Origin of the sequence: Pseudomonas sp. LPB4.O, from assembly GCF_038383825.1 — a bacterium.
GTDB classification, from domain to species: domain Bacteria; phylum Pseudomonadota; class Gammaproteobacteria; order Pseudomonadales; family Pseudomonadaceae; genus Aquipseudomonas; species Aquipseudomonas putida.
Map to the genome: position 1 here is coordinate 2,972,348 of NZ_CP151298.1, position 23,054 is coordinate 2,995,401.

Annotated in this window: 16 protein-coding genes and 5 pseudogenes; 20 read left to right on the forward strand and 1 reads right to left on the reverse strand. The window is 55.6% G+C overall.

The window, feature by feature from the left end; genetic code table 11:
- Nucleotide 1 precedes the first annotated feature (1 nt).
- The 20 genes and pseudogenes from MRBLPB4O_RS13255 to MRBLPB4O_RS13350 all read left to right on the forward strand — a co-directional run bounded on the left by MRBLPB4O_RS13255 (nt 2) and on the right by MRBLPB4O_RS13350 (nt 21,949).
- Nucleotides 2–616, forward strand: coding sequence for a hypothetical protein (locus tag MRBLPB4O_RS13255; RefSeq protein WP_341798792.1), 615 nt, complete (start codon nt 2–4; stop codon nt 614–616).
- 214 nt (nt 617–830) lie between these two features.
- Nucleotides 831–2,768, forward strand: a pseudogene (locus tag MRBLPB4O_RS13260) (RHS repeat-associated core domain-containing protein); the annotation flags it as partial.
- 414 nt (nt 2,769–3,182) lie between these two features.
- Nucleotides 3,183–3,848 (forward strand): cytoplasmic protein, encoded by a 666-nt coding sequence (locus MRBLPB4O_RS13265; RefSeq protein WP_341798793.1) that lies wholly within the window; start codon nt 3,183–3,185, stop codon nt 3,846–3,848.
- Nucleotides 3,849–4,137: 289 nt separating this feature from the next.
- Nucleotides 4,138–6,273: pseudogene (locus tag MRBLPB4O_RS13270) on the forward strand (RHS repeat-associated core domain-containing protein); the annotation flags it as partial.
- Between the two features lie 3 nt (nt 6,274–6,276).
- Nucleotides 6,277–6,891, forward strand: coding sequence for a hypothetical protein (locus MRBLPB4O_RS13275; RefSeq protein ID WP_341798792.1), 615 nt, complete (start codon nt 6,277–6,279; stop codon nt 6,889–6,891).
- 214 nt (nt 6,892–7,105) lie between these two features.
- Nucleotides 7,106–9,043, forward strand: a pseudogene (locus MRBLPB4O_RS13280) (RHS repeat-associated core domain-containing protein); the annotation flags it as partial.
- A 414-nt stretch (nt 9,044–9,457) separates the two neighbouring features.
- Entirely contained in the window at nt 9,458–10,123 is a 666-nt protein-coding gene (locus MRBLPB4O_RS13285; protein ID WP_341798793.1) for a cytoplasmic protein, read from the forward strand.
- Between the two features lie 346 nt (nt 10,124–10,469).
- A pseudogene (locus tag MRBLPB4O_RS13290) lies at nt 10,470–12,523 on the forward strand (RHS repeat-associated core domain-containing protein).
- Between the two features lie 12 nt (nt 12,524–12,535).
- A complete protein-coding gene (locus MRBLPB4O_RS13295; RefSeq protein WP_341798794.1) occupies nt 12,536–12,883 on the forward strand; it encodes a hypothetical protein in 348 nt (115 codons plus the stop codon).
- A 277-nt stretch (nt 12,884–13,160) separates the two neighbouring features.
- Nucleotides 13,161–13,310: a hypothetical protein gene (locus MRBLPB4O_RS13300; RefSeq protein ID WP_341798795.1), complete on the forward strand. Its 150-nt coding sequence runs from the start codon at nt 13,161–13,163 to the stop codon at nt 13,308–13,310.
- 97 nt (nt 13,311–13,407) lie between these two features.
- Nucleotides 13,408–13,650, forward strand: a pseudogene (locus tag MRBLPB4O_RS13305) (hypothetical protein); the annotation flags it as partial.
- Between the two features lie 35 nt (nt 13,651–13,685).
- Nucleotides 13,686–13,943, forward strand: coding sequence for a hypothetical protein (locus MRBLPB4O_RS13310; RefSeq protein ID WP_341798796.1), 258 nt, complete (start codon nt 13,686–13,688; stop codon nt 13,941–13,943).
- Entirely contained in the window at nt 13,944–14,639 is a 696-nt protein-coding gene (locus tag MRBLPB4O_RS13315; RefSeq protein WP_341798797.1) for a hypothetical protein, read from the forward strand.
- A 25-nt stretch (nt 14,640–14,664) separates the two neighbouring features.
- Nucleotides 14,665–14,985, forward strand: a complete 321-nt coding sequence (locus MRBLPB4O_RS13320) for a contractile injection system protein, VgrG/Pvc8 family (RefSeq protein ID WP_341798798.1) — start codon at nt 14,665–14,667, stop codon at nt 14,983–14,985.
- Between the two features lie 224 nt (nt 14,986–15,209).
- The gene (locus tag MRBLPB4O_RS13325) at nt 15,210–15,620 is read left to right on the forward strand and encodes an immunity 22 family protein (protein ID WP_341798799.1); all 411 of its coding nucleotides are present in this window, start codon (nt 15,210–15,212) and stop codon (nt 15,618–15,620) included.
- A gap of 587 nt (nt 15,621–16,207) precedes the next feature.
- The gene (locus MRBLPB4O_RS13330) at nt 16,208–16,906 is read left to right on the forward strand and encodes an RHS repeat-associated core domain-containing protein (protein ID WP_341798800.1); all 699 of its coding nucleotides are present in this window, start codon (nt 16,208–16,210) and stop codon (nt 16,904–16,906) included.
- A 180-nt stretch (nt 16,907–17,086) separates the two neighbouring features.
- Nucleotides 17,087–18,262, forward strand: a complete 1,176-nt coding sequence (locus tag MRBLPB4O_RS13335) for a M20 aminoacylase family protein (RefSeq protein ID WP_341798801.1) — start codon at nt 17,087–17,089, stop codon at nt 18,260–18,262.
- Between the two features lie 83 nt (nt 18,263–18,345).
- Nucleotides 18,346–19,656: a citrate-proton symporter gene (locus MRBLPB4O_RS13340; protein WP_341798802.1), complete on the forward strand. Its 1,311-nt coding sequence runs from the start codon at nt 18,346–18,348 to the stop codon at nt 19,654–19,656.
- Nucleotides 19,653–21,107, forward strand: a complete 1,455-nt coding sequence (locus tag MRBLPB4O_RS13345) for an amidase (protein ID WP_341798803.1) — start codon at nt 19,653–19,655, stop codon at nt 21,105–21,107. Before MRBLPB4O_RS13340 ends, MRBLPB4O_RS13345 begins: the two co-directional genes overlap by 4 nt.
- 68 nt (nt 21,108–21,175) lie before the next feature.
- A complete protein-coding gene (locus MRBLPB4O_RS13350) occupies nt 21,176–21,949 on the forward strand; it encodes an IclR family transcriptional regulator (protein ID WP_341798804.1) in 774 nt (257 codons plus the stop codon).
- 121 nt (nt 21,950–22,070) lie between these two features.
- On the opposite strand, the gene MRBLPB4O_RS13355 is transcribed toward MRBLPB4O_RS13350, so the two are convergent.
- Nucleotides 22,071–22,943, reverse strand: coding sequence for a helix-turn-helix domain-containing protein (locus tag MRBLPB4O_RS13355; RefSeq protein WP_341798805.1), 873 nt, complete (start codon nt 22,941–22,943; stop codon nt 22,071–22,073).
- Nucleotides 22,944–23,054 lie beyond the last annotated feature (111 nt).

A 23,054-nucleotide genomic window follows, 5' to 3' on the forward strand; every position in this document is an offset into this window, starting at 1 on the left:
TATGGGTTCAGAGAATCGGTTGTATTTTGAAGCTGCTTTGCTTAAAGAGCTAAAGGTCGTTGCCTCAAGGTTTGATGGCGTGATGGCCGTAAAGAATAAATTAAAATTTAAGTATAATAAAAGAAATGTGGCTGAACTTTTCTTGGACCACCTCGCGCGCGTAGATTCTTATGTGCTTGCCGGGATAGTTTCTGGGGGGGAGCTTTTTGAGTGTGCGTCAAAATTCAGCCCTCCTTACAAAAGTAATTTATTTAATGATGGCTGTTTTTCTTTCATTTCGTCAGGTGAGCACAGTAAGCGGTTTAGTGGCGGGGGGGATGGGGCTATAAAAACACCCCCTCCTGCTCTGGCGGATGAGGTTTGTAGTCATATTCGGATTGTTCTGGAGGAGTTTTATGTTCCCAAAATGCTAGCTGCTATCGTGCCAACTGATAGGACTATAAGTGATGTTGTTATGTCTCCAGATGAATATTCTTATCCTGCTGTATTGATACATTGTGCTGCTAAGTTGGGGGGCGTGGCTGGGAATGATGTTAAAATAAAAGAAGCGATGACCTCAAAGAAAATTGTAAAGGACAAGGCCTACGATATTCCGCTGCTCGACGGACTCCTGTAATGCTTTTGTAGCGGATGTTTTGAAGTGTGCTGGTTACGTATTCAGCCGCTAATGCACTTGATAGTTGTTCTTTAAAAACTGGCTATTCACGGCTGAAGCGTATGTTTCAGTCGATGCGAGAGGGGCAAATTTTTGCGAGTTATCTTCACAATTCTCCACCTGCCAGATCTGTATTCACTCGACATGCCCCGATTGCTGTTACAGGAAACACAACCTGCCCTACTCTTTCCTCGATGCGACCTACAAGTCCAAGTACCTGTGGTGGAACACCCTGGCCCAGGTCGAGCGTTATCAGGACTGCTCGGGCAAGAGCACGTACTACCGCTATGACGAACGCCAGCACCTGGTCGCGGTAACGGACGCGCTGAACCAGACCACCACGCTGGAACGCAAGCCCGATGGCGAAGTGCAGCGCATCAGCCACCCGGACGGCACCACCGAAACCTTCACCTACAACGTCTACGGCCAGGTACTCAGCCACACCGACGGCAAGGGCCAGACCACTCGCCTGATGCGCACGGCCCGCGGCCTGCCGAGCAGCCGCCAGGATGCCAAGGGCCAGCGGGTTCGCTACGAGTACGACAAGGCCATTCACCTGACCGCACTGGTCAACGAAAACAATGCCACGTACAGCTTTGCCTACGACGTGTCGGACCGGCTGAGTGAAGAAGTGCGGGTGGATAACCTGACCCGGCGTTTCAGCTACAACGTCGGTGGCCATCTCACGCGACTGGATGAGATTGGCTATGGCGAAAATGCCGAGCGGCCAGAGCGCCATACGCTGTTCGAGCGTGATGCCATTGGCCGTTTGGTTGCCAAGATCAACCGTGATGCGAGCCAGACATTCGCCTACGACGACGGCGACCGGCTGCTGAGCATCGCGCGGCAACCGACCGGGATCGGCAAGCAGCTTGGGATCACGGAAGAAAAGCTTGAATACACCTACGATCTGCTCGGCCGGCTGACGAAGGAAATCACCCCCGCCGGAACGCTTGGCTATGAGTACGACCCACTCAGCAACCTGACCACGCTGACCCTCCCGGACGGGCGCAAGGTCAATCACCTGTACTACGGCAGCGGCCACCTGCACCAGCTGAACCTGCACCGCGAGGTGTACCGCACGCAGGGCAAGCTCACCAGCTGCTTCGGTTATGACGCCATGGGGCGCAAGGCATGGCAGTTTGCGTCGACCTTGCCGGCCGACAAGCTCTCGCAAGTGCACAACGCCGGTGTGAATACGTCGCTGCTGGTCGAGCACGCCTACAACCCGATTCATCGGCGTTACCAGTACGACCCGGCCGGTGAACTGGTGCGCACCCTCGACAAGCTGCGTGGCGAGATCAAGTACGAATATGAAGCCAACGGCCAGTTGCGCAGTCGCGATACCGGCTCGCTGATCGGCAGCGAGGAGTTCCGCTACGACGCGGCGGCGAACCGCCTGGACTTCAATGCGCGGCAATTCGACAAGGTCAAGGACAACCGGATCAAACAGTGGCGGGACCAGGAGTACCGCTACGACCCGTGGGGCAACCTGATCGAGAAGCGCTCGGGGCACAGCAAGCTGCAGAGCTTTAGGTATGACTGCGAGAACCGGCTGGTGCGGGCGGAGACGTTGGTCAATGGCAAGCTGGAAAGCCGAGGCGAGTACCGGTACGACAGCCTTGGGCGGCGGGTGGCCAAGCGGGCTGAGATCAACGGTGAGGTCGAACAGAAGCGCTTCCTCTGGCAGGGGCTGAGGATGCTGCGTGAGGAGACGCCCGGGCAGAACATCTTGTACCTGTATGAGCCGGGTAGCTATGCGCCATTGGCGCGGGTTGATCAGGTTGAAGGAGAAGGGCAGAAGGTTTACTACTTCCATACGGATCAGATTGGGACGCCGTTGGAGTTGACCGATAGCGATGGCAAGATCGTCTGGCAGGCGACATATCGTTCCTGGGGAGCGTTAGAGCAACTGGTTATCGATGAGGTCGAGCAGAACCTTCGGTTCCAGGGCCAGTATTTGGATGAAGAATCGACTTTGCACTACAATACGTTCCGTTATTATGATTCTACAGGTGGTAGGTATATTTCTCAGGATCCAATTGGAATCGACGGAGGATTCAATCTCTACTTCTATGCTCCCAATCCTTTTGCTTGGGTCGACCCTTTAGGATGGGTGGCAGAAACTGCACCTGGCTATTTTGTTTACGCACTGTATGATAAAGGGGCTAAAGATCCTTACTACATTGGAATCACCGATAACGTAACCAGGCGCCGTGGTGAGCATGTTGCTAGTGGCAGACTGAACGGTGGAAAAATGAAGGTCCTTGATCGTAATGTCACCTACGGGCAGGCGCGAGGTTACGAACAAGCCTACATCGAGCATCATGGCACCAAAACTGGTGTTGTAGGTGAGGCTATCTCTGACACCAATAGAGGTAATAAGATTAATTCGTACGACCATGAGAGTAGAACGAGATCCGCAGCTCGCCAGCAGTATTTTGAAAATAGCTTCAATGAAAAAACATCAAATCTCGGCGGAAAAAAATCAATGTCGAGCTCCATAGCCTGCTGAGGAGTTTTAACGATGGGGTGGTGGAATGCACCGAACCAAACCGAATTGATTATTGGCGATATGCCCTTGGATTGGATTGGGAATATGTTGGAGGAGCTGCAGGAAATATATCTCGAATCTTTGGGGCGGCGGCCGACGATTGATGAGGTGCGGTATATGATTGAGTTATCTCTCAAAGTTAATGGTCCCGGCTTGTTTCATGAGCTGCAAACCCGTTCAGCTAATCATGAGGATGTTCTAGTGCGCAAAAATAAAACTACTAAGTACTCTGCAGGTGATGTTGTTGCTTTCAAGATTGATGAGAAATTATATGGATTTGCGAGACTGATAAAGAAGGTTGAATTAGGTTATGTGTCTGAAATTTATTCTGAAACTGCTGCTTCGCCCAGTGAGGGTCTATCTGTCATAAATAAAATAAAAAAATTCCCGGTTATATTAGATACTTTTTCGTTATTGGAAATGGGGGAAGGGGAGTGGTGTGTGGTTGGTAATGCGAAAGGGGAAAATGATGAGAAGGTGGACGGGCTGATATTTGTTTTCGGCACTGCTCCATACGACTTGAAAAGCATAAATGTTCATGAGAATGAGCAAAAAATATCGGAAAACGATTCTATAGGGTTGCCTCCATACGAGCAGATGGGAGATGAAGACGTCAAGGATCTCTTTGAAGACGATTGATATTTGAAAAGGGGTTTTGAAGCGTGCGTAGTGGTTTTAGTGTTTTTTGCTTGCTTGGCATATTCGGGTGAGTATAGGGCGCATGAATTTTAAGTTATAGTTTCTGTTGTGTTGATGCATCTGGCCCCTATTTTTAGCTGCGGGAATAGTGATTTATTGGCAGGGGGCTTTGGTTTCGAGCGAACGATCTTTAACATCATTGAAGCAGAAGCGGGTGCCGACATTGTTTCATTCGCTTTTTAAAGGGATGCTTCGCATCTCGGGTGAAATCAACAGCCGCTAGTGTTTCCACAACGTCTACGGCCAGGTACTCAGCCACACCGACGGCAAGGGCCAGACCACCCGCCTGATGCGCACGGCCCGCGGCCTGCCGAGCAGCCGCCACGATGCCAAGGGCCAGCGGGTTCGCTACGAGTACGACAAGGCCATTCGCCTGACCGCACTGGTCAACGAAAACAACGCCACGTACAGCTTTGCCTACGACGTGTCGGACCGGCTTAGCGAAGAAGTACGGGTGGATAACCTGACCCGGCGTTTCAGCTACAACGTCGGTGGCCATCTCACGCGACTGGAGGAGATTGGCTATGGCGAGAATGCCGAGCGGCCAGAGCGTCATACGCTGTTCGAGCGTGATGCCATTGGTCGCCTGATCGCCAAACTGAATAGCGACGCACAACAGCGATTCACCTATGACGACGGTGACCGGTTGCTGAGCATCGAGCGGCAACCGACCGGGATCGGCAAGCAGCTTGGGATCACGGAAGAAAAGCTTGAGTACGCCTACGATCTGCTCGGTCGGCTGACCAAAGAAATCAGCCCTGACGGCACGCTCGGCTACGAGTACGACCCACTCAGCAACCTGACCACGCTGACCCTGCCGGATGGGCGCAAGGTCAATCACCTGTATTACGGCAGCGGCCACCTGCACCAGTTGAACCTGGACGGGCTGGTGATCAGTGACATGGAGCGCGATGACCTGCACCGCGAGGTGTACCGCACCCAAGGCAAGCTCACCAGTTGCTTCGGTTATGACGCCATGGGGCGCAAGGCCTGGCAGTTTGCGTCAACCTTGTCGGCCGACAAGCTTTCGCAGGTGCACAACACTGGCGTGAATACGTCGCTGCTGGTGGAGCACGCCTACAACCCGATCCACCGGCGTTACCAGTACGACCCAGCCGGTGAACTGGTGCGCACCCTCGACAAGCTGCGTGGCGAGATCAAGTACGAATATGAAGCCAACGGCCAGTTGCGCAGTCGCGATACCGGCTCGCTGATCGGCAGCGAGGAGTTCCGCTACGACGCGGCGGCGAACCGTCTGGACTTCAATGCGCGGCAATTCGACAAGGTCAAGGACAACCGGATCAAACAGTGGCGGGACCAGGAGTACCGCTACGACCCGTGGGGCAACCTGATCGAGAAGCGCTCGGGGCACAGCAAGCTGCAGAGCTTTAGCTATGACTGCGAGAACCGGCTGGTGCGGGCGGAGACGTTGGTCAATGGCAAGCTGGAAAGCCGAGGCGAGTACCGGTACGACAGCCTTGGGCGGCGGGTGGCCAAGCGGGCTGAGATCAACGGTGAGGTCGAACAGAAGCGCTTCCTCTGGCAGGGGCTGAGGATGCTGCGTGAGGAGACGCCTGGGCAGAGCATCTTGTACCTGTACGAGCCGGGTAGCTATGCGCCGTTAGCGCGGGTCGATCAGGTGGAAGGGGAGGAGCAGAAGGTTTACTACTTCCATACGGATCAGATTGGGACGCCGTTGGAGCTGACGGACAGCGAGGGCAAGATTGTTTGGCAGGCGACGTATCGCTCGTGGGGGGCGGTAGAGCAACTGCTTGTTAGTAAGGTTGAGCAGAATCTACGCTTCCAAGGGCAATACTTTGATCGCGAAACAGGGCTGCATTATAGTCTATTCAGATATTATGATCCTGAGACAGGGCGATTTATTACGCAGGATCCGATAAGCCTTCAAGGCGGGTATAATCTTTATGAGTATGCACCAAATGCGTTGACCTGGATTGATCCATTAGGCTTGTGCAAAAGCGCCGCAAGTGGTGAGAAGGGACGATCAAAGGCGATGCACGACTTAGAGCGTAACGGCTTTAAGATCGTTGCCGAAGAAGTTACCATGAAGGTTAATGGAAGTAGGGTTAGAGCGGATTTCGTTGCTAGAGATGCTCAGGGGAATTTGCATGTGTTCGAAGTAAAGCATGGCGCAGGTTCGCTTACTAAAAACCAAAAAGCCGCAGGTGTATTTGACATGAACAATCCTGCAAATACTACGCAACACCTTGGGGGTGGGACTATTAAGCCATCCAACGGTACTGCGGCTAAGCTGAAAGTTGATACTAAAAGTGCGCGCGGCAAATTGCTTGGTGGTAAAGGAGCCGTGCATGATGCGATATTTAACGTCCTTAAATATGGGTGAATTATGGGTTCAGAGAATCGGTTGTATTTTGAAGCTGCTTTGCTTAAAGAGCTAAAGGTCGTTGCCTCAAGGTTTGATGGCGTGATGGCCGTAAAGAATAAATTAAAATTTAAGTATAATAAAAGAAATGTGGCTGAACTTTTCTTGGACCACCTCGCGCGCGTAGATTCTTATGTGCTTGCCGGGATAGTTTCTGGGGGGGAGCTTTTTGAGTGTGCGTCAAAATTCAGCCCTCCTTACAAAAGTAATTTATTTAATGATGGCTGTTTTTCTTTCATTTCGTCAGGTGAGCACAGTAAGCGGTTTAGTGGCGGGGGGGATGGGGCTATAAAAACACCCCCTCCTGCTCTGGCGGATGAGGTTTGTAGTCATATTCGGATTGTTCTGGAGGAGTTTTATGTTCCCAAAATGCTAGCTGCTATCGTGCCAACTGATAGGACTATAAGTGATGTTGTTATGTCTCCAGATGAATATTCTTATCCTGCTGTATTGATACATTGTGCTGCTAAGTTGGGGGGCGTGGCTGGGAATGATGTTAAAATAAAAGAAGCGATGACCTCAAAGAAAATTGTAAAGGACAAGGCCTACGATATTCCGCTGCTCGACGGACTCCTGTAATGCTTTTGTAGCGGATGTTTTGAAGTGTGCTGGTTACGTATTCAGCCGCTAATGCACTTGATAGTTGTTCTTTAAAAACTGGCTATTCACGGCTGAAGCGTATGTTTCAGTCGATGCGAGAGGGGCAAATTTTTGCGAGTTATCTTCACAATTCTCCACCTGCCAGATCTGTATTCACTCGACATGCCCCGATTGCTGTTACAGGAAACACAACCTGCCCTACTCTTTCCTCGATGCGACCTACAAGTCCAAGTACCTGTGGTGGAACACCCTGGCCCAGGTCGAGCGTTATCAGGACTGCTCGGGCAAGAGCACGTACTACCGCTATGACGAACGCCAGCACCTGGTCGCGGTAACGGACGCGCTGAACCAGACCACCACGCTGGAACGCAAGCCCGATGGCGAAGTGCAGCGCATCAGCCACCCGGACGGCACCACCGAAACCTTCACCTACAACGTCTACGGCCAGGTACTCAGCCACACCGACGGCAAGGGCCAGACCACTCGCCTGATGCGCACGGCCCGCGGCCTGCCGAGCAGCCGCCAGGATGCCAAGGGCCAGCGGGTTCGCTACGAGTACGACAAGGCCATTCACCTGACCGCACTGGTCAACGAAAACAATGCCACGTACAGCTTTGCCTACGACGTGTCGGACCGGCTGAGTGAAGAAGTGCGGGTGGATAACCTGACCCGGCGTTTCAGCTACAACGTCGGTGGCCATCTCACGCGACTGGATGAGATTGGCTATGGCGAAAATGCCGAGCGGCCAGAGCGCCATACGCTGTTCGAGCGTGATGCCATTGGCCGTTTGGTTGCCAAGATCAACCGTGATGCGAGCCAGACATTCGCCTACGACGACGGCGACCGGCTGCTGAGCATCGCGCGGCAACCGACCGGGATCGGCAAGCAGCTTGGGATCACGGAAGAAAAGCTTGAATACACCTACGATCTGCTCGGCCGGCTGACGAAGGAAATCACCCCCGCCGGAACGCTTGGCTATGAGTACGACCCACTCAGCAACCTGACCACGCTGACCCTCCCGGACGGGCGCAAGGTCAATCACCTGTACTACGGCAGCGGCCACCTGCACCAGCTGAACCTGCACCGCGAGGTGTACCGCACGCAGGGCAAGCTCACCAGCTGCTTCGGTTATGACGCCATGGGGCGCAAGGCATGGCAGTTTGCGTCGACCTTGCCGGCCGACAAGCTCTCGCAAGTGCACAACGCCGGTGTGAATACGTCGCTGCTGGTCGAGCACGCCTACAACCCGATTCATCGGCGTTACCAGTACGACCCGGCCGGTGAACTGGTGCGCACCCTCGACAAGCTGCGTGGCGAGATCAAGTACGAATATGAAGCCAACGGCCAGTTGCGCAGTCGCGATACCGGCTCGCTGATCGGCAGCGAGGAGTTCCGCTACGACGCGGCGGCGAACCGCCTGGACTTCAATGCGCGGCAATTCGACAAGGTCAAGGACAACCGGATCAAACAGTGGCGGGACCAGGAGTACCGCTACGACCCGTGGGGCAACCTGATCGAGAAGCGCTCGGGGCACAGCAAGCTGCAGAGCTTTAGGTATGACTGCGAGAACCGGCTGGTGCGGGCGGAGACGTTGGTCAATGGCAAGCTGGAAAGCCGAGGCGAGTACCGGTACGACAGCCTTGGGCGGCGGGTGGCCAAGCGGGCTGAGATCAACGGTGAGGTCGAACAGAAGCGCTTCCTCTGGCAGGGGCTGAGGATGCTGCGTGAGGAGACGCCCGGGCAGAACATCTTGTACCTGTATGAGCCGGGTAGCTATGCGCCATTGGCGCGGGTTGATCAGGTTGAAGGAGAAGGGCAGAAGGTTTACTACTTCCATACGGATCAGATTGGGACGCCGTTGGAGTTGACCGATAGCGATGGCAAGATCGTCTGGCAGGCGACATATCGTTCCTGGGGAGCGTTAGAGCAACTGGTTATCGATGAGGTCGAGCAGAACCTTCGGTTCCAGGGCCAGTATTTGGATGAAGAATCGACTTTGCACTACAATACGTTCCGTTATTATGATTCTACAGGTGGTAGGTATATTTCTCAGGATCCAATTGGAATCGACGGAGGATTCAATCTCTACTTCTATGCTCCCAATCCTTTTGCTTGGGTCGACCCTTTAGGATGGGTGGCAGAAACTGCACCTGGCTATTTTGTTTACGCACTGTATGATAAAGGGGCTAAAGATCCTTACTACATTGGAATCACCGATAACGTAACCAGGCGCCGTGGTGAGCATGTTGCTAGTGGCAGACTGAACGGTGGAAAAATGAAGGTCCTTGATCGTAATGTCACCTACGGGCAGGCGCGAGGTTACGAACAAGCCTACATCGAGCATCATGGCACCAAAACTGGTGTTGTAGGTGAGGCTATCTCTGACACCAATAGAGGTAATAAGATTAATTCGTACGACCATGAGAGTAGAACGAGATCCGCAGCTCGCCAGCAGTATTTTGAAAATAGCTTCAATGAAAAAACATCAAATCTCGGCGGAAAAAAATCAATGTCGAGCTCCATAGCCTGCTGAGGAGTTTTAACGATGGGGTGGTGGAATGCACCGAACCAAACCGAATTGATTATTGGCGATATGCCCTTGGATTGGATTGGGAATATGTTGGAGGAGCTGCAGGAAATATATCTCGAATCTTTGGGGCGGCGGCCGACGATTGATGAGGTGCGGTATATGATTGAGTTATCTCTCAAAGTTAATGGTCCCGGCTTGTTTCATGAGCTGCAAACCCGTTCAGCTAATCATGAGGATGTTCTAGTGCGCAAAAATAAAACTACTAAGTACTCTGCAGGTGATGTTGTTGCTTTCAAGATTGATGAGAAATTATATGGATTTGCGAGACTGATAAAGAAGGTTGAATTAGGTTATGTGTCTGAAATTTATTCTGAAACTGCTGCTTCGCCCAGTGAGGGTCTATCTGTCATAAATAAAATAAAAAAATTCCCGGTTATATTAGATACTTTTTCGTTATTGGAAATGGGGGAAGGGGAGTGGTGTGTGGTTGGTAATGCGAAAGGGGAAAATGATGAGAAGGTGGACGGGCTGATATTTGTTTTCGGCACTGCTCCATACGACTTGAAAAGCATAAATGTTCATGAGAATGAGCAAAAAATATCGGAAAACGATTCTATAGGGTTGCCTCCATACGAGCAGATGGGAGATGAAGACGTCAAGGATCTCTTTGAAGACGATTGATATTTGAAAAGGGGTTTTGAAGCGTGCGTAGTGGTTTTAGTGTTTTTTGCTTGCTTGGCATATTCGGGTGAGTATAGGGCGCATGAATTTTAAGTTATAGTTTCTGTTGTGTTGATGCATCTGGCCCCTATTTTTAGCTGCGGGAATAGTGATTTATTGGCAGGGGGCTTTGGTTTCGAGCGAACGATCTTTAACATCATTGAAGCAGAAGCGGGTGCCGACATTGTTTCATTCGCTTTTTAAAGGGATGCTTCGCATCTCGGGTGAAATCAACAGCCGCTAGTGTTTCCACAACGTCTACGGCCAGGTACTCAGCCACACCGACGGCAAGGGCCAGACCACCCGCCTGATGCGCACGGCCCGCGGCCTGCCGAGCAGCCGCCACGATGCCAAGGGCCAGCGGGTTCGCTACGAGTACGACAAGGCCATTCGCCTGACCGCACTGGTCAACGAAAACAACGCCACGTACAGCTTTGCCTACGACGTGTCGGACCGGCTTAGCGAAGAAGTACGGGTGGATAACCTGACCCGGCGTTTCAGCTACAACGTCGGTGGCCATCTCACGCGACTGGAGGAGATTGGCTATGGCGAGAATGCCGAGCGGCCAGAGCGTCATACGCTGTTCGAGCGTGATGCCATTGGTCGCCTGATCGCCAAACTGAATAGCGACGCACAACAGCGATTCACCTATGACGACGGTGACCGGTTGCTGAGCATCGAGCGGCAACCGACCGGGATCGGCAAGCAGCTTGGGATCACGGAAGAAAAGCTTGAGTACGCCTACGATCTGCTCGGTCGGCTGACCAAAGAAATCAGCCCTGACGGCACGCTCGGCTACGAGTACGACCCACTCAGCAACCTGACCACGCTGACCCTGCCGGATGGGCGCAAGGTCAATCACCTGTATTACGGCAGCGGCCACCTGCACCAGTTGAACCTGGACGGGCTGGTGATCAGTGACATGGAGCGCGATGACCTGCACCGCGAGGTGTACCGCACCCAAGGCAAGCTCACCAGTTGCTTCGGTTATGACGCCATGGGGCGCAAGGCCTGGCAGTTTGCGTCAACCTTGTCGGCCGACAAGCTTTCGCAGGTGCACAACACTGGCGTGAATACGTCGCTGCTGGTGGAGCACGCCTACAACCCGATCCACCGGCGTTACCAGTACGACCCAGCCGGTGAACTGGTGCGCACCCTCGACAAGCTGCGTGGCGAGATCAAGTACGAATATGAAGCCAACGGCCAGTTGCGCAGTCGCGATACCGGCTCGCTGATCGGCAGCGAGGAGTTCCGCTACGACGCGGCGGCGAACCGTCTGGACTTCAATGCGCGGCAATTCGACAAGGTCAAGGACAACCGGATCAAACAGTGGCGGGACCAGGAGTACCGCTACGACCCGTGGGGCAACCTGATCGAGAAGCGCTCGGGGCACAGCAAGCTGCAGAGCTTTAGCTATGACTGCGAGAACCGGCTGGTGCGGGCGGAGACGTTGGTCAATGGCAAGCTGGAAAGCCGAGGCGAGTACCGGTACGACAGCCTTGGGCGGCGGGTGGCCAAGCGGGCTGAGATCAACGGTGAGGTCGAACAGAAGCGCTTCCTCTGGCAGGGGCTGAGGATGCTGCGTGAGGAGACGCCTGGGCAGAGCATCTTGTACCTGTACGAGCCGGGTAGCTATGCGCCGTTAGCGCGGGTCGATCAGGTGGAAGGGGAGGAGCAGAAGGTTTACTACTTCCATACGGATCAGATTGGGACGCCGTTGGAGCTGACGGACAGTGACGGGCAGATCGTTTGGCAGGCGACGTATCGTTCTTGGGGGGAGATAGAGCAGCTAACGGTCAATGGAATAGAGCAAAATCTAAGATTCCAGGGGCAGTACTTCGACCGCGAGACTGCGCTGCATTACAACACTTTTCGTTATTATGATCCGGAATTGGGGAGATTTGTAACACAAGATCCTGTTGGTTTGTTTGGTGGTGATAATCTTTATCAGTATGCGAAAAACACTCAGTCCTGGATAGACTCATTAGGGCTAGCGTGTGATAAGTGGGATGTTAGTACCCATCAGGCAAACAAAAATGCAGTTAAAGGGAAGAATCTAGGCCTAGACTCACATAATGTTGGGCAGAAAAATTTGATGAAAGACTTGTTGAGGGCTACGATCATGCTACAGGGCCTGCTATGCTGGTACCCCGAGTAGGACATACAGTTTCTAAAGAAGGTGTAGGAATTGTGTCTAGAAGTAGTATAAATCCCAGGACAGGACTCCCTTTTACTAGCGCTCGTGATGTGGTTGCGCGCGACATTAGAGAACTTAGGCGTGTTTACCCCGAAGTGCCGAATGAAAAGCTACAGGAGCTAATCGCTCTGAATAAATCTATGTATCCAGAAATGCGGAAGTAAAGGGAGAGATTTATGGGTGATAATAAATTTGTTGATGCTATTTATTCCGAATTGTTTGAGAAAAACTTCCCTCAATATAAAAATTCTCTTACTAAACCCGTCAACGGAGATAAGGACTCATATGCTCGTGCGCGTAATGCTCTAGCATCGCTAGATGATACTCAAAAACATGATATCATTAACTTTTTTAAAATTGTTATCGCAGACAGCGCTTCTGTAGTGCTTGGGACGTTGGATGGTGTCCATTTTCCGGATGATCTTGAGGGCGATTTTGTTGTACAATTAGATGGTGCAGATATTCAGGGTGACTTGCAGGATATATTTATCGAAAAATCTCAGCAAGATGGTATTTACGGTTGATTTTTTGAGGCATTTTTAGTCTGGCTTCGGTTTTTGTTTTTATGTGACATTGTTGAAGAGTAAATATTAAAAAGCTATTGAAAATAGTTGGGGTGCCAGCTTCAACTATTTTTCCGTTAGCCGATACTGTCGAGCGACTGGAATGAAGCTGCCTTAGTTAATATAATTATTTTTGTCATTGTTAAAAGTCACGTTCGTTAAACGTGTATAGGTGATTGTGCGGGCCTGTATCCAAGGTGGCTCATTACCTCCTGCAAACCCTCGACAATCTAGAGAAGTGCCGGACACCAACACCGAAGTGCCGCTACAACGCATCGAAAACGCCCTCGGCCACTTCCTGCACTTCACCCGCACGCCCGACGGCACGCTGACCGACATCAGCGCCACCGGCGGCACTCGCGTGCACCTTGGTACTTCCGCTGTTTAGGAGGTGTATGCTTGATATCAATGCGTTGGCACTGCCAATTGAAACAGCCGAAAGAGACTCCTTGTTGGACGTTCTATATAAGGCTTGGAGAGCTTGTAGGGATCAGGAGTACCGCTACGATCCGTGGGGCAACCTGATCGAGAAGCGCTCGGAGCACAGCAAGCTGCAGAGCTTTAGCTATGACTGCGAGAACCGGCTGGTGCGGGCGGAGACGGTGGTCGATGGCAAGCTGGAAAGCCGAGGCGAGTACCGGTACGACGGCCTTGGGCGGCGGGTGGCCAAGCAGGCTGAGATCAACGGTGCCCATATTGACTCGGCCGGGTACAGCAGCCGTGGCGTAGGCAAAGTACTTACGGGGCCAAATTAGGCGGCGCATTGGCGTTCGGCCCCCAGGCTTACCTAGATGCGACGGAGGCAAAATGCATCTCGGAGTTCTTCCAGAAGTCAGCTTACACCCAGCCGACCAATGCATTGGCCTTTGGTGTCGGTGTATTGGTCGGCGGGCTGACAGGGCCGGCTGTAGTCGTGATTGCCTTGTCTTTGGGTGCGGGTTTGGCAGTTCAGTTTGTCATGAGTGACGATTTTTCGGGGATGGGCACTACCCTGGGTAATTTCTTGAAGGGGAAGGATTAAATGTTTACCACAGAACGTTTTTTTAAAAAAATCTGGTCGGTGTGGCTGCTGGTAGTGATATTGGCCCTGATGATGACCGGAGTGGCGCCGCCATTCATGGCGGTGCCGGCGATCCTGATCATTATCGTTATGACGCTGTGGTGCATCAACTGTGCTTACCGCAGTGAGCACTTTGTAAGTTTCGCGAATTTGCGCATGTTCTTCAATATGTCAGTTGCACCAATGTTCGCATCGCTGCTGACACTGGGTGTTACCTACAAAAAAATGAAGTTGGGAGCGGCGACTTCTTTGATGTTAGGGCTCGCGCCCGTCGTGCTGGTGTTGTTGGCCTATGCAATGGCTTATTACTGGCGCAGTAAAAGTGATATTCTCCATTTTAAAGGGCAGCGCGTGGAATCCATCGAGCCGCCTCAGAAAGTTCAGTGGTGGCAGGCGGGTTTGGCGGCGGGCTTGAGCAGCGTGATCTATCCGCTGATGAAAAGCCATGACGTGCCGGCCACCGGGTTGATCTACTTCTTTGCGCTAATGTCCGTGTTCATGGTATTTTACAATCGTGACAAGATCAGTGCACTCAGAGACCTGAAAGTGCGCGAAGCGAAGGAAAACCGTCAATACACATTCATGGATATAGAAACTATTCAGAGCATGCGTGCTGCCTCGTGGTTGGGCAGGCTTTTCGCCGTACGGGCGCGCTGATGTTCACCGTTACAAGGAGTAAATTATGCTAACTGACGTTCTTTCCATGCTCGCGCCGCAAAACAGGCGATTGTTCAAGCTGAATATCCTGACACAAACAGCCAACGATGAGTTTTTGCTTGAGCACTTTTCCGGCACTGAAGAGCTTTCCAAACTCTATGAATGCGATCTGGCCTTGCTCAGCCAACAGAGCGATATAAAGCTCAAGTCACTGATTGGCAGCCAGGCCACGGTAGAAATCGAGTTATCCAACGGCTCTTTCCGCCACATTAACGGCTATGTTCAGCGGTTTAGCACCCAAGGCAGCGACGGCGGCTATGTGCGCTATGCAGCCGTGCTAGCCTGAACAGCGATGACGGCCTGCCGCTCACCATCATCGATGCGACCTACAAGTCCAAGTACATGTGGTGGAATAATCCTGTGCCGGACGGTCCGTACCATGGTAGTAGAGCTAGAAGGCTGTTCCATTATAGTTTAATTAAAGATTTGCATAGCAATCAAAGCAAAGCTAGAGCGCTTAGCGCGATCGATTCATATTGCAGCAAATACATGAAGCCAGGAGTATGCTAAATGGATTATTATGATGTTGAGCGGTATGAAAAAATTCATGTTTGGGTAGGTACAAATTTCTCTTCGGAGGATGACTATCTAAAGTATTTTGAGTTGGACTATTCTGTGGATTTGGATGATCCCGCATACAAGGTTTGTGGGTTTTGCAGAGATATTGGTGTGAGATGGTATGACGAGGACTTCATAGGAATTATACCAAGAAAAGCGGAGGAGGTGAGTTTAGATGAAATCTTGATTGAGTCTGCGGTTGACGCCCGTTATATTGAGGATTTAAAGGCAGAGTGCTTGAGGCTTGGTATCTCTAAGGCTAATGCAATTTTTTGGTACTCCGATGGTGGTACGGTTGTTTCCAAATCTTTAAAGTCAAATTATAATGGCTTGAAATATGCTGGTTTATATGAGGGTGAATGATAAGCTCGGCGTAGACCTGAGGAGCCTGGATTGGTTATGTGTCAGAATTTTAGTGTCCGGATCTGATTTTTGATGCGCGGTTATGTATCGTTTATGATTTAAAACTCCTGTTTAGGTGTTAGGATGCTAAGGGTTTGATCTTTACTAGCTCATGGGCTAGTTGCTCTGTCGCGACATAAGTAGAGCCAATATTTTTCTTGTGGTGCATGTTGTCGGTCGCATCTAATACGCGCACGAGCAGTTGTACCTGGTCTGCCCCGAGAGTGGCCATTACATCCTGCTAACCTTCGATACGTTGGCCTGGATTGATCTATTAGGCTTGTGCAAAAGCGCGGAACTTGATGGAAATCGTCATCCAACAGCCGAATACATAGGGAAGTATCGATCGTCCGTGGGTAATGTTTCCGGCCATCATGTCTGAGAGTTATTTGTGGCATGTTGATGGGGTTAGTGTGAATGGCCGATCACCACTAACAGGAAATTGAAGCCATGCAAACTCACCAACAAGCCCCAGTACACACAGGCAATGATGCCCTGCTGCGGGCATACACGCCCATGGTTACCACGCGGTTCGGGGCAGGCCTCTGTTGGCCTTTGCCGGCGAGGCTGTTGCGCAAGCGCCGCACTGTTATCTGCTGGGTAATGGCAAACGTGGCTATCGCACCGTGCAAATGCGCTTTCTCAGCCCCGATGCATTCAGCCCGTTTGGTCGGGGAGGCCTCAATGCATACGCCTATTGCACGGGTGATCCCATCAACCATGTCGACCGCGATGGCCATTCGCCCACACGTGCAGTCGGGCAGGCCACCGGACTCGTAAGGGGAACGGTGGGGATGCTCTCGTCGCTGAACAAGGCATCCAAAGCAATAGTCAAACGTTCGATTGCCAAGGCTGAAGGGCGGCCAATACCGAAGGAGTTTGATGACGCGAGCCGAACCAACAATGCGATGATATTTATTGGTGGGTTGGCCGGTACCGTGATCAAGGCACCCGGGGCAGCGCTCGCTCTTTCAGCGTCCTTTGAGTCAATAGGGGCTGAACTGGTCGCTGGGGCCGGGATAGGGGCTGCGTCCTTTGCGGGTGTGGGTAAAATCAGGCAGCTGTTGACCGACATGAGGTCGACCTATCTTCAAGCCAGGTTGAATAGACTGCCCTTCGGTAAGTTGGCAATTGAGTCCATCAAGGAAGCTACGGGGTGGAACCGAATACGCGGCCAGGAGTCGGCCATCCTCGAGCCGTTGCCAGAAAAAGTATTATTGGTTCGCCTGCCTGCCGGCAGGGGATGAACAGTCTGGCAAACGGTGCCAGTTCTCCTCGATGCTTTCGGTTCCACGGTGTGAAACCAGATTCGATTGTGCTTCATCTCTCCTCGCGCTTATCTGTCAGCCAAGCACGACCTGCCTTACCCGTCGTGACCTCAAGGCGAACAACAAGAACGGGAAACCACCCGCGCGAGGAGACTCTACATGTCCCGACATCAGCACATCCTGGCCTGGCTGAACGATGTGGCCAGCGACCTGCAGGCGATCCGTCACGATATCCACGCCCACCCGGAACTGGGTTTTGAAGAGAGCCGCACCTCGGCGCTTGTCGCCCGGCTGCTCGAGGCGTGGGGCTATGAAGTGCACACCGGCATCGGCAAAACCGGTGTGGTCGGTGTGCTGCGCAATGGCAGTAGCCCACGCCGCCTGGGCCTGCGCGCCGACATGGACGCGCTGCCCATCCACGAAGCAACGGGCGCTGTATACAGCAGCCAGCACCAGGGCTGCATGCACGCCTGCGGCCATGACGGGCACACCACCATGCTGCTGGGCGCTGCGCGCTACCTGGCGGCAACCCGGCAGTTCGACGGCACGCTGATGCTGATCTTCCAGCCGGCCGAGGAGGGCCAGGGCGGTGCCGAGGCGATGCTGGCCGACGGCCTGCTGGAACGTTTCCCCTGCGATGCGCTGTTCGGCATGCACAACATGCCCGGGCTGCCGGCCGGGCATCTTGGTTTTCGCGAGGGGCCGATGATGGCCTCGCAAGACCTGCTCACGGTGACCCTCGACGGGGTGGGCGGCCATGGCTCGATGCCGCACCTGACCGTAGACCCGCTGGTGGCGGCGGCCAGTGTGGTGATGGCGCTGCAAACCGTGGTGGCGCGCAACATCGATGCGCAGGAGGCTGCGGTGGTCACCGTCGGCGCGTTGCAGGCCGGCGAAGCGGCCAACGTGATTCCGCAACAGGCGCTGCTACGGCTTAGCCTGCGCGCATTGAACGCCGAGGTGCGGGCGCAGACCCTGGAGCGGGTGCGCGCGATCATCGTCAGCCAGGCCGAAAGCTTTGGTTGCCGTGCCAGCATCGAGCACCGCCCGGCCTACCCGGTGCTGGTCAACCATGCCGCAGAAAACGCCTTCGCCACGCAGGTGGGGGTGGAGTTGCTGGGTGCCGAGGCGGTGGATGGCAACACCCGCAAGCTGATGGGCAGCGAGGACTTTGCCTGGATGCTGCAGCGCTGCCCAGGCGCCTACCTGTTCATCGGCAATGGTGTATCGCGGCCGATGGTGCATAACCCGGCCTATGACTTCAACGACGACATCCTGCTGACCGGTGCCGCCTACTGGGGCGCGCTGGCAGAGCGCTGGCTCGCGCCCGCCTGACCTTTCCTTTTTGACGACTGCCGCTGGAACCCGGGCGCGACCGCGCCTGGGCGATCACCCAATCCTTGTGTGGAGTGTTCCCTATGCAGACTTCGAGCACCGGCGTGTCGCGTACCCGGCAGGTGGTCGCCGCCGTTATCGGCAACGCCCTGGAGTGGTACGACTTTATCGTGTACGGCTTTCTGGCCAGCATCATCGCCCGGCAGTTTTTCCCGTCCGACGACGAGTACGCTTCGCTGCTGATGGCCCTGGCCACCTTTGGCGTCGGCTTTTTCATGCGCCCGGTGGGTGGCGTGTTGCTGGGCATGTACTCCGATCGCAAGGGCCGCAAGGCGGCGATGCAGATGATCATCCGCCTGATGACCGTGTCGATCGCCATGATCGCCTTTGCCCCCGACTACCTGGCCATCGGCATGGCCGCGCCGCTGCTGATCGTGGTGGCGCGCATGCTGCAAGGGTTTGCCACCGGTGGCGAGTACGCCAGCGCCACGGCGTTTCTGGTGGAGAGCGCGCCTGCACACCGCAAGGGCCTGTATGGCTCGTGGCAATTGGTAGGGCAGTGCCTGGCGGTGTTTTCCGGGGCGGCGATGGTGGCACTGGTTACCCACCTGTGCTCGCCTGAGGCACTGGACAGCTGGGGCTGGCGCATCCCGTTTGTGCTGGGGCTGCTGATCGGCCCGGTGGGGCTGTGGATTCGCAAGCATATGGAAGAGCCCGAGGAGTTCGTCGAGGCGCGCCGCCAGGCCAAGGGCCAGTCGCCCACCCTGTGGCAGGTATTGCGTGAACATCGGCGCAGCCTGCTGGTGTCGATGGGGCTGGCCTGTGGCGCGACGGTGTCGTTCTACGTGGTGCTGGTGAACATGCCGACCTTCGCCCACAAGAGCCTCGGGCTGCCGCTGGACCAGGTGCTGCTGGTGCAGATGCTGGCCGTGGGGCTGATGACCGTGGTCATTCCTCTGGCAGGGGCGCTGTCTGACCGGGTGGGGCGGCGCCCGGTGCTGATGGCTTTCACCCTGGCCTTTTTCGTGATGGTGTACCCACTGTATGTGTGGGTGGCCGCTGCGCCTTCGCTGGAGCGCCTGCTGGTGATGCAACTACTGCTGTGCACGGCCATCGGCGGCTTCTTTGGCCCGGCCCCGACCGCCCTGGCCGAGCAGTTCCCGGTCGAGGTGCGCTCCACGGGTGTCTCGGTGGCCTATAACGTAGCGGTGATGGTGTTTGGCGGCTTTGCCCCGTTGATCGTCACCTGGCTTACCAAGGTGCTCGCTACCCCGGTGGCACCGTCGTTCTACGTGCTGTTCGCCTGCCTGCTGACGCTGCTGGGTACCTATTGCCTGAAAGAAGCACCCCTGGCGGGCAAGCCTGCCACTTTCAACCTTGGAGTAAAACCGTGAAGCCGTTAGCCATCGACCCCATCGTTGCCCTCGATGCCCAAGCTTTGTCCCAGGCCATCCATGCCCGGCAGGTATCGTGCCGGGAAGTGATGCAGGCCTACCTGGCGCATATCGAACGCTGCAACCCGCAGGTCAACGCACTGGTGTCGCTGCGCCCGGCCGAGGCGGTGCTGGCCGAGGCCGATGAGCGTGACCGTGAGCTGAAGCGGGGCCATTCCCGCGGCTGGATGCACGGCATGCCACAGGCGATCAAGGACCTGGCTGCCACTGCCGGGTTGCGCACCACCCTGGGCTCGCCGTTGTTCGCCGAACAGGTACCCGAGCATGACGCCATCAGCGTGGCGCGGGTGCGGGCGAGCGGGGCGTTGATCGTTGGCAAAAGCAACGTGCCGGAGTTCGGCCTCGGTTCGCAAACCTACAACACCCTGTTCGGTACCACCACCAATGCCTACGACCCGCATCGGGTGGCCGGCGGCAGCAGTGGCGGGGCTGCAGCGGCGCTGGCCATGCGCCTGCTGCCGGTGGCCGACGGCAGCGACATGATGGGCTCGCTGCGCAACCCGGCGGCGTTCAACAATGTGTTCGGCCTGCGCCCGTCGCAGGGCCGTGTGCCACATGGTCCTGCGCCCGAACTGTTCGTGCAGCAGCTGGCTACCGAAGGGCCGATGGGGCGCAGCGTGGTGGATGTGGCGCGGCTGTTGTCGACCCAGGCAGGCGTTGACGCGCGGGCGCCGCTATCGCTGAGCGAGGGCCGCCGCGATTTCGCCGCAGGGCTGCAGCGCGATTTTCGGGGTGTGCGGGTTGGCTGGCTGGGTGACTACAACGGCTACCTGCCGATGGATGACGGGGTGTTGGGCCTGTGTGAAGCAGCGTTGGCCGATTTCGCCGAACTGGGCTGCCGGGTCGAGGCTTGCCAACCGGCATTCGACCCGGCGCGTTTGTGGCAATGCTGGCTCACCCACCGCCACTTCCTGGTGCACGGCAACCTTGGCGCGGCCTATGCCGACCCAGCCAGGCGCGCCTTGCTCAAGCCCGAAGCACAGTGGGAGGTAGAGGGCGCCTTGCAACTGAGCGCGGCTTCGCTGTACCAGGCCTCGCTGGACCGCAGCGACTGGTACCGCGCCTTGGCCAACCTGTTCGAACGTTACGACTACCTGCTGTTGCCGTCTGCCCAGGTGTTCCCTTTCGATGCAAAACTGGCGTGGCCGACGGCCGTCGGGGGCCGGGCGATGGACACCTACCATCGCTGGATGGAGGTGGTGATCGGGCCGACCCTGGCCGGCTTGCCGAGCATCAGCGTGCCGGTCGGCTTCAACAGCGACGGTTTGCCCATGGGCCTGCAAATCATAGGCCCGGCCCAGGCCGATCAGGCGGTGTTGCAACTGGCATACGCCCATGAGCAGCTGACCCGGTGGGTTGAGCGGCGCCCGCCACCGTGCCTGCAGGCCTGATGAAAGCACTGGGCAGGCGCGGTTCTTGCTGGCTATGCTGACCATCCAGCTACAGGGAGGTCATACCCATGGGCATTACGGCAGACAGTGGCGGCGTGCGTTCGGTGGAGCGCGCACTGGCCATTGTCGACCTGCTGGGCGAGCACCAGGCGCTGGGCCTGGAAGAACTGCATTACCTTACCGGCCTGCCCAAGGCCACGGCCTCGCGCATGCTGGCCACCTTGCAGGAGCAGGGCTGGGTCTACCGTGGCCTCAGCGACCGGCGTTATCGCCTGTGCGCGCGGCGGCTGTTCGGTGACCGGCAGATGCGCTTCAAGCGGCGCCTGGTGGAAAGTGCTGCACCGATGCTGCTGGACCTGAGCGAGCGCACCGGGCTGGTGGTGGACCTGTCGTGTTTCGACGGCGAGCGGCTGGAGGTGATGGAAAGCGCCATCCCTCAGGTATTGCGCAAGCGGTACCCGCATACCTGCCAGATCGTCGGGCACCATGCCAGCCTGTTTCACTCGGCAATGGGGCGGGCGTGCCTGGGTGAACTGGCGGTGGATGAAGTGCAGCGCCTGGCGGCCCATGAGCGGCTGCGCGATGACACGGTGCTGCGCAACATCGAAGAAGACGCGCACAAGGGCTTTGGCCAGCGGACCGAAGGGTACTGGGAGTACCCGGTGCGTTTGCCGTTCCTGATCCGCGCCATTGCGCTGCCGGTACATGCCGAAGGGCGCCTGGCCGGGAGCATTGCCTTGCACTGGCCGCTGGATCAGGCACCGGTGGAGCGAGTAATGAATTTGCACCTGAGCAGCCTGGCGACCACGGTAGACGATGTGCAGCGGGCCTTGGCGGTCTAGTGCTGACCTGTGCCGGCCTCTTCGCAGCACAAGGCTGCTCCTACATGAGCACGCGATACGTGTAGGAGCAGCCTTGTGCTGCGAAGAGGCCAGTGCAGGCCACAGTAAAAGCCGGCAGATGTTACTGGCCCTCGCGAAACCCGCTAGGGCTCATCCCCGCATGCTTGCGAAAGAACCGGCTGAAATACCCCACATCGGCAAACCCCAGCTCATGGGCGATCTCTTTCACACTCAGGCTCGAATGCCCAAGCATGCGCTTGGCCTCCAGCACCAGCCGGGCATTGATCACGTTCATGGGCGTCATGCCCAGGTGCTCCTGGCACAACCGCCCAAGCGTAGCCAGGGTCATGCCCAGCTCGGCGGCGTAGTCCGCCAGTGGCCAGTGCGCGCGGTAATGCATGTCCACCAATTCACGCAATGCGGTCAGCTGCTGACTGCGCCTTGACACTGGGCGCTGCCCACCGTGGGGCAGGTGCGGTTCATGGCGCAGCACCTGGATCAGCAGCGTCAGCAACAGCGCCATGCTGCTGGCCACATGCTCACGGGCGCGGTTGTGGTACTCCTCGCGCAAGGCCATGCACAGCGGCAGCAACGGGTCTTCGTCGGCTGCCCACGACGGCAGGGCGATCACCTGTGGTTTGCGCACCTGCACCAGCAGGTTGGGTGCCAGCACCTGGGCGATACTTTCCAGCGGGTGCTGGGCGGCGGTGATCACGTGGCCCTCGACCTGGCCGGCCCAATGGAATCCATGCACCACTTGCGCCGGCACATACACCACGCAGGGGGCCTGCACCTGAAGCCGGTCACTGTCGAACAGCACTTCACCGCCGCCGCTTTGCAGGTACAGCAGCTGCAGCAAGCCTTCATGACGGTGCGCGGCAATTTCCCAGTTGTGTGCGCCAGACCGCTGGGAGATCTGCTCCACATGCAGGGCTTCGTGCCACACCGGTTGTGCGGTTTCACCGTACAGGGCGTAGTTGGGGATCTTGTTCATGTTGTTGTAATTGTTCTGTTCGGTACCTGGCTACTGTGCCACAGCTGCCTGCAGGCTTCAGGCGGCAGGGCGAAAATTGTCGGGAATGTGGGGCTGGTTGCAGGTTTTGTC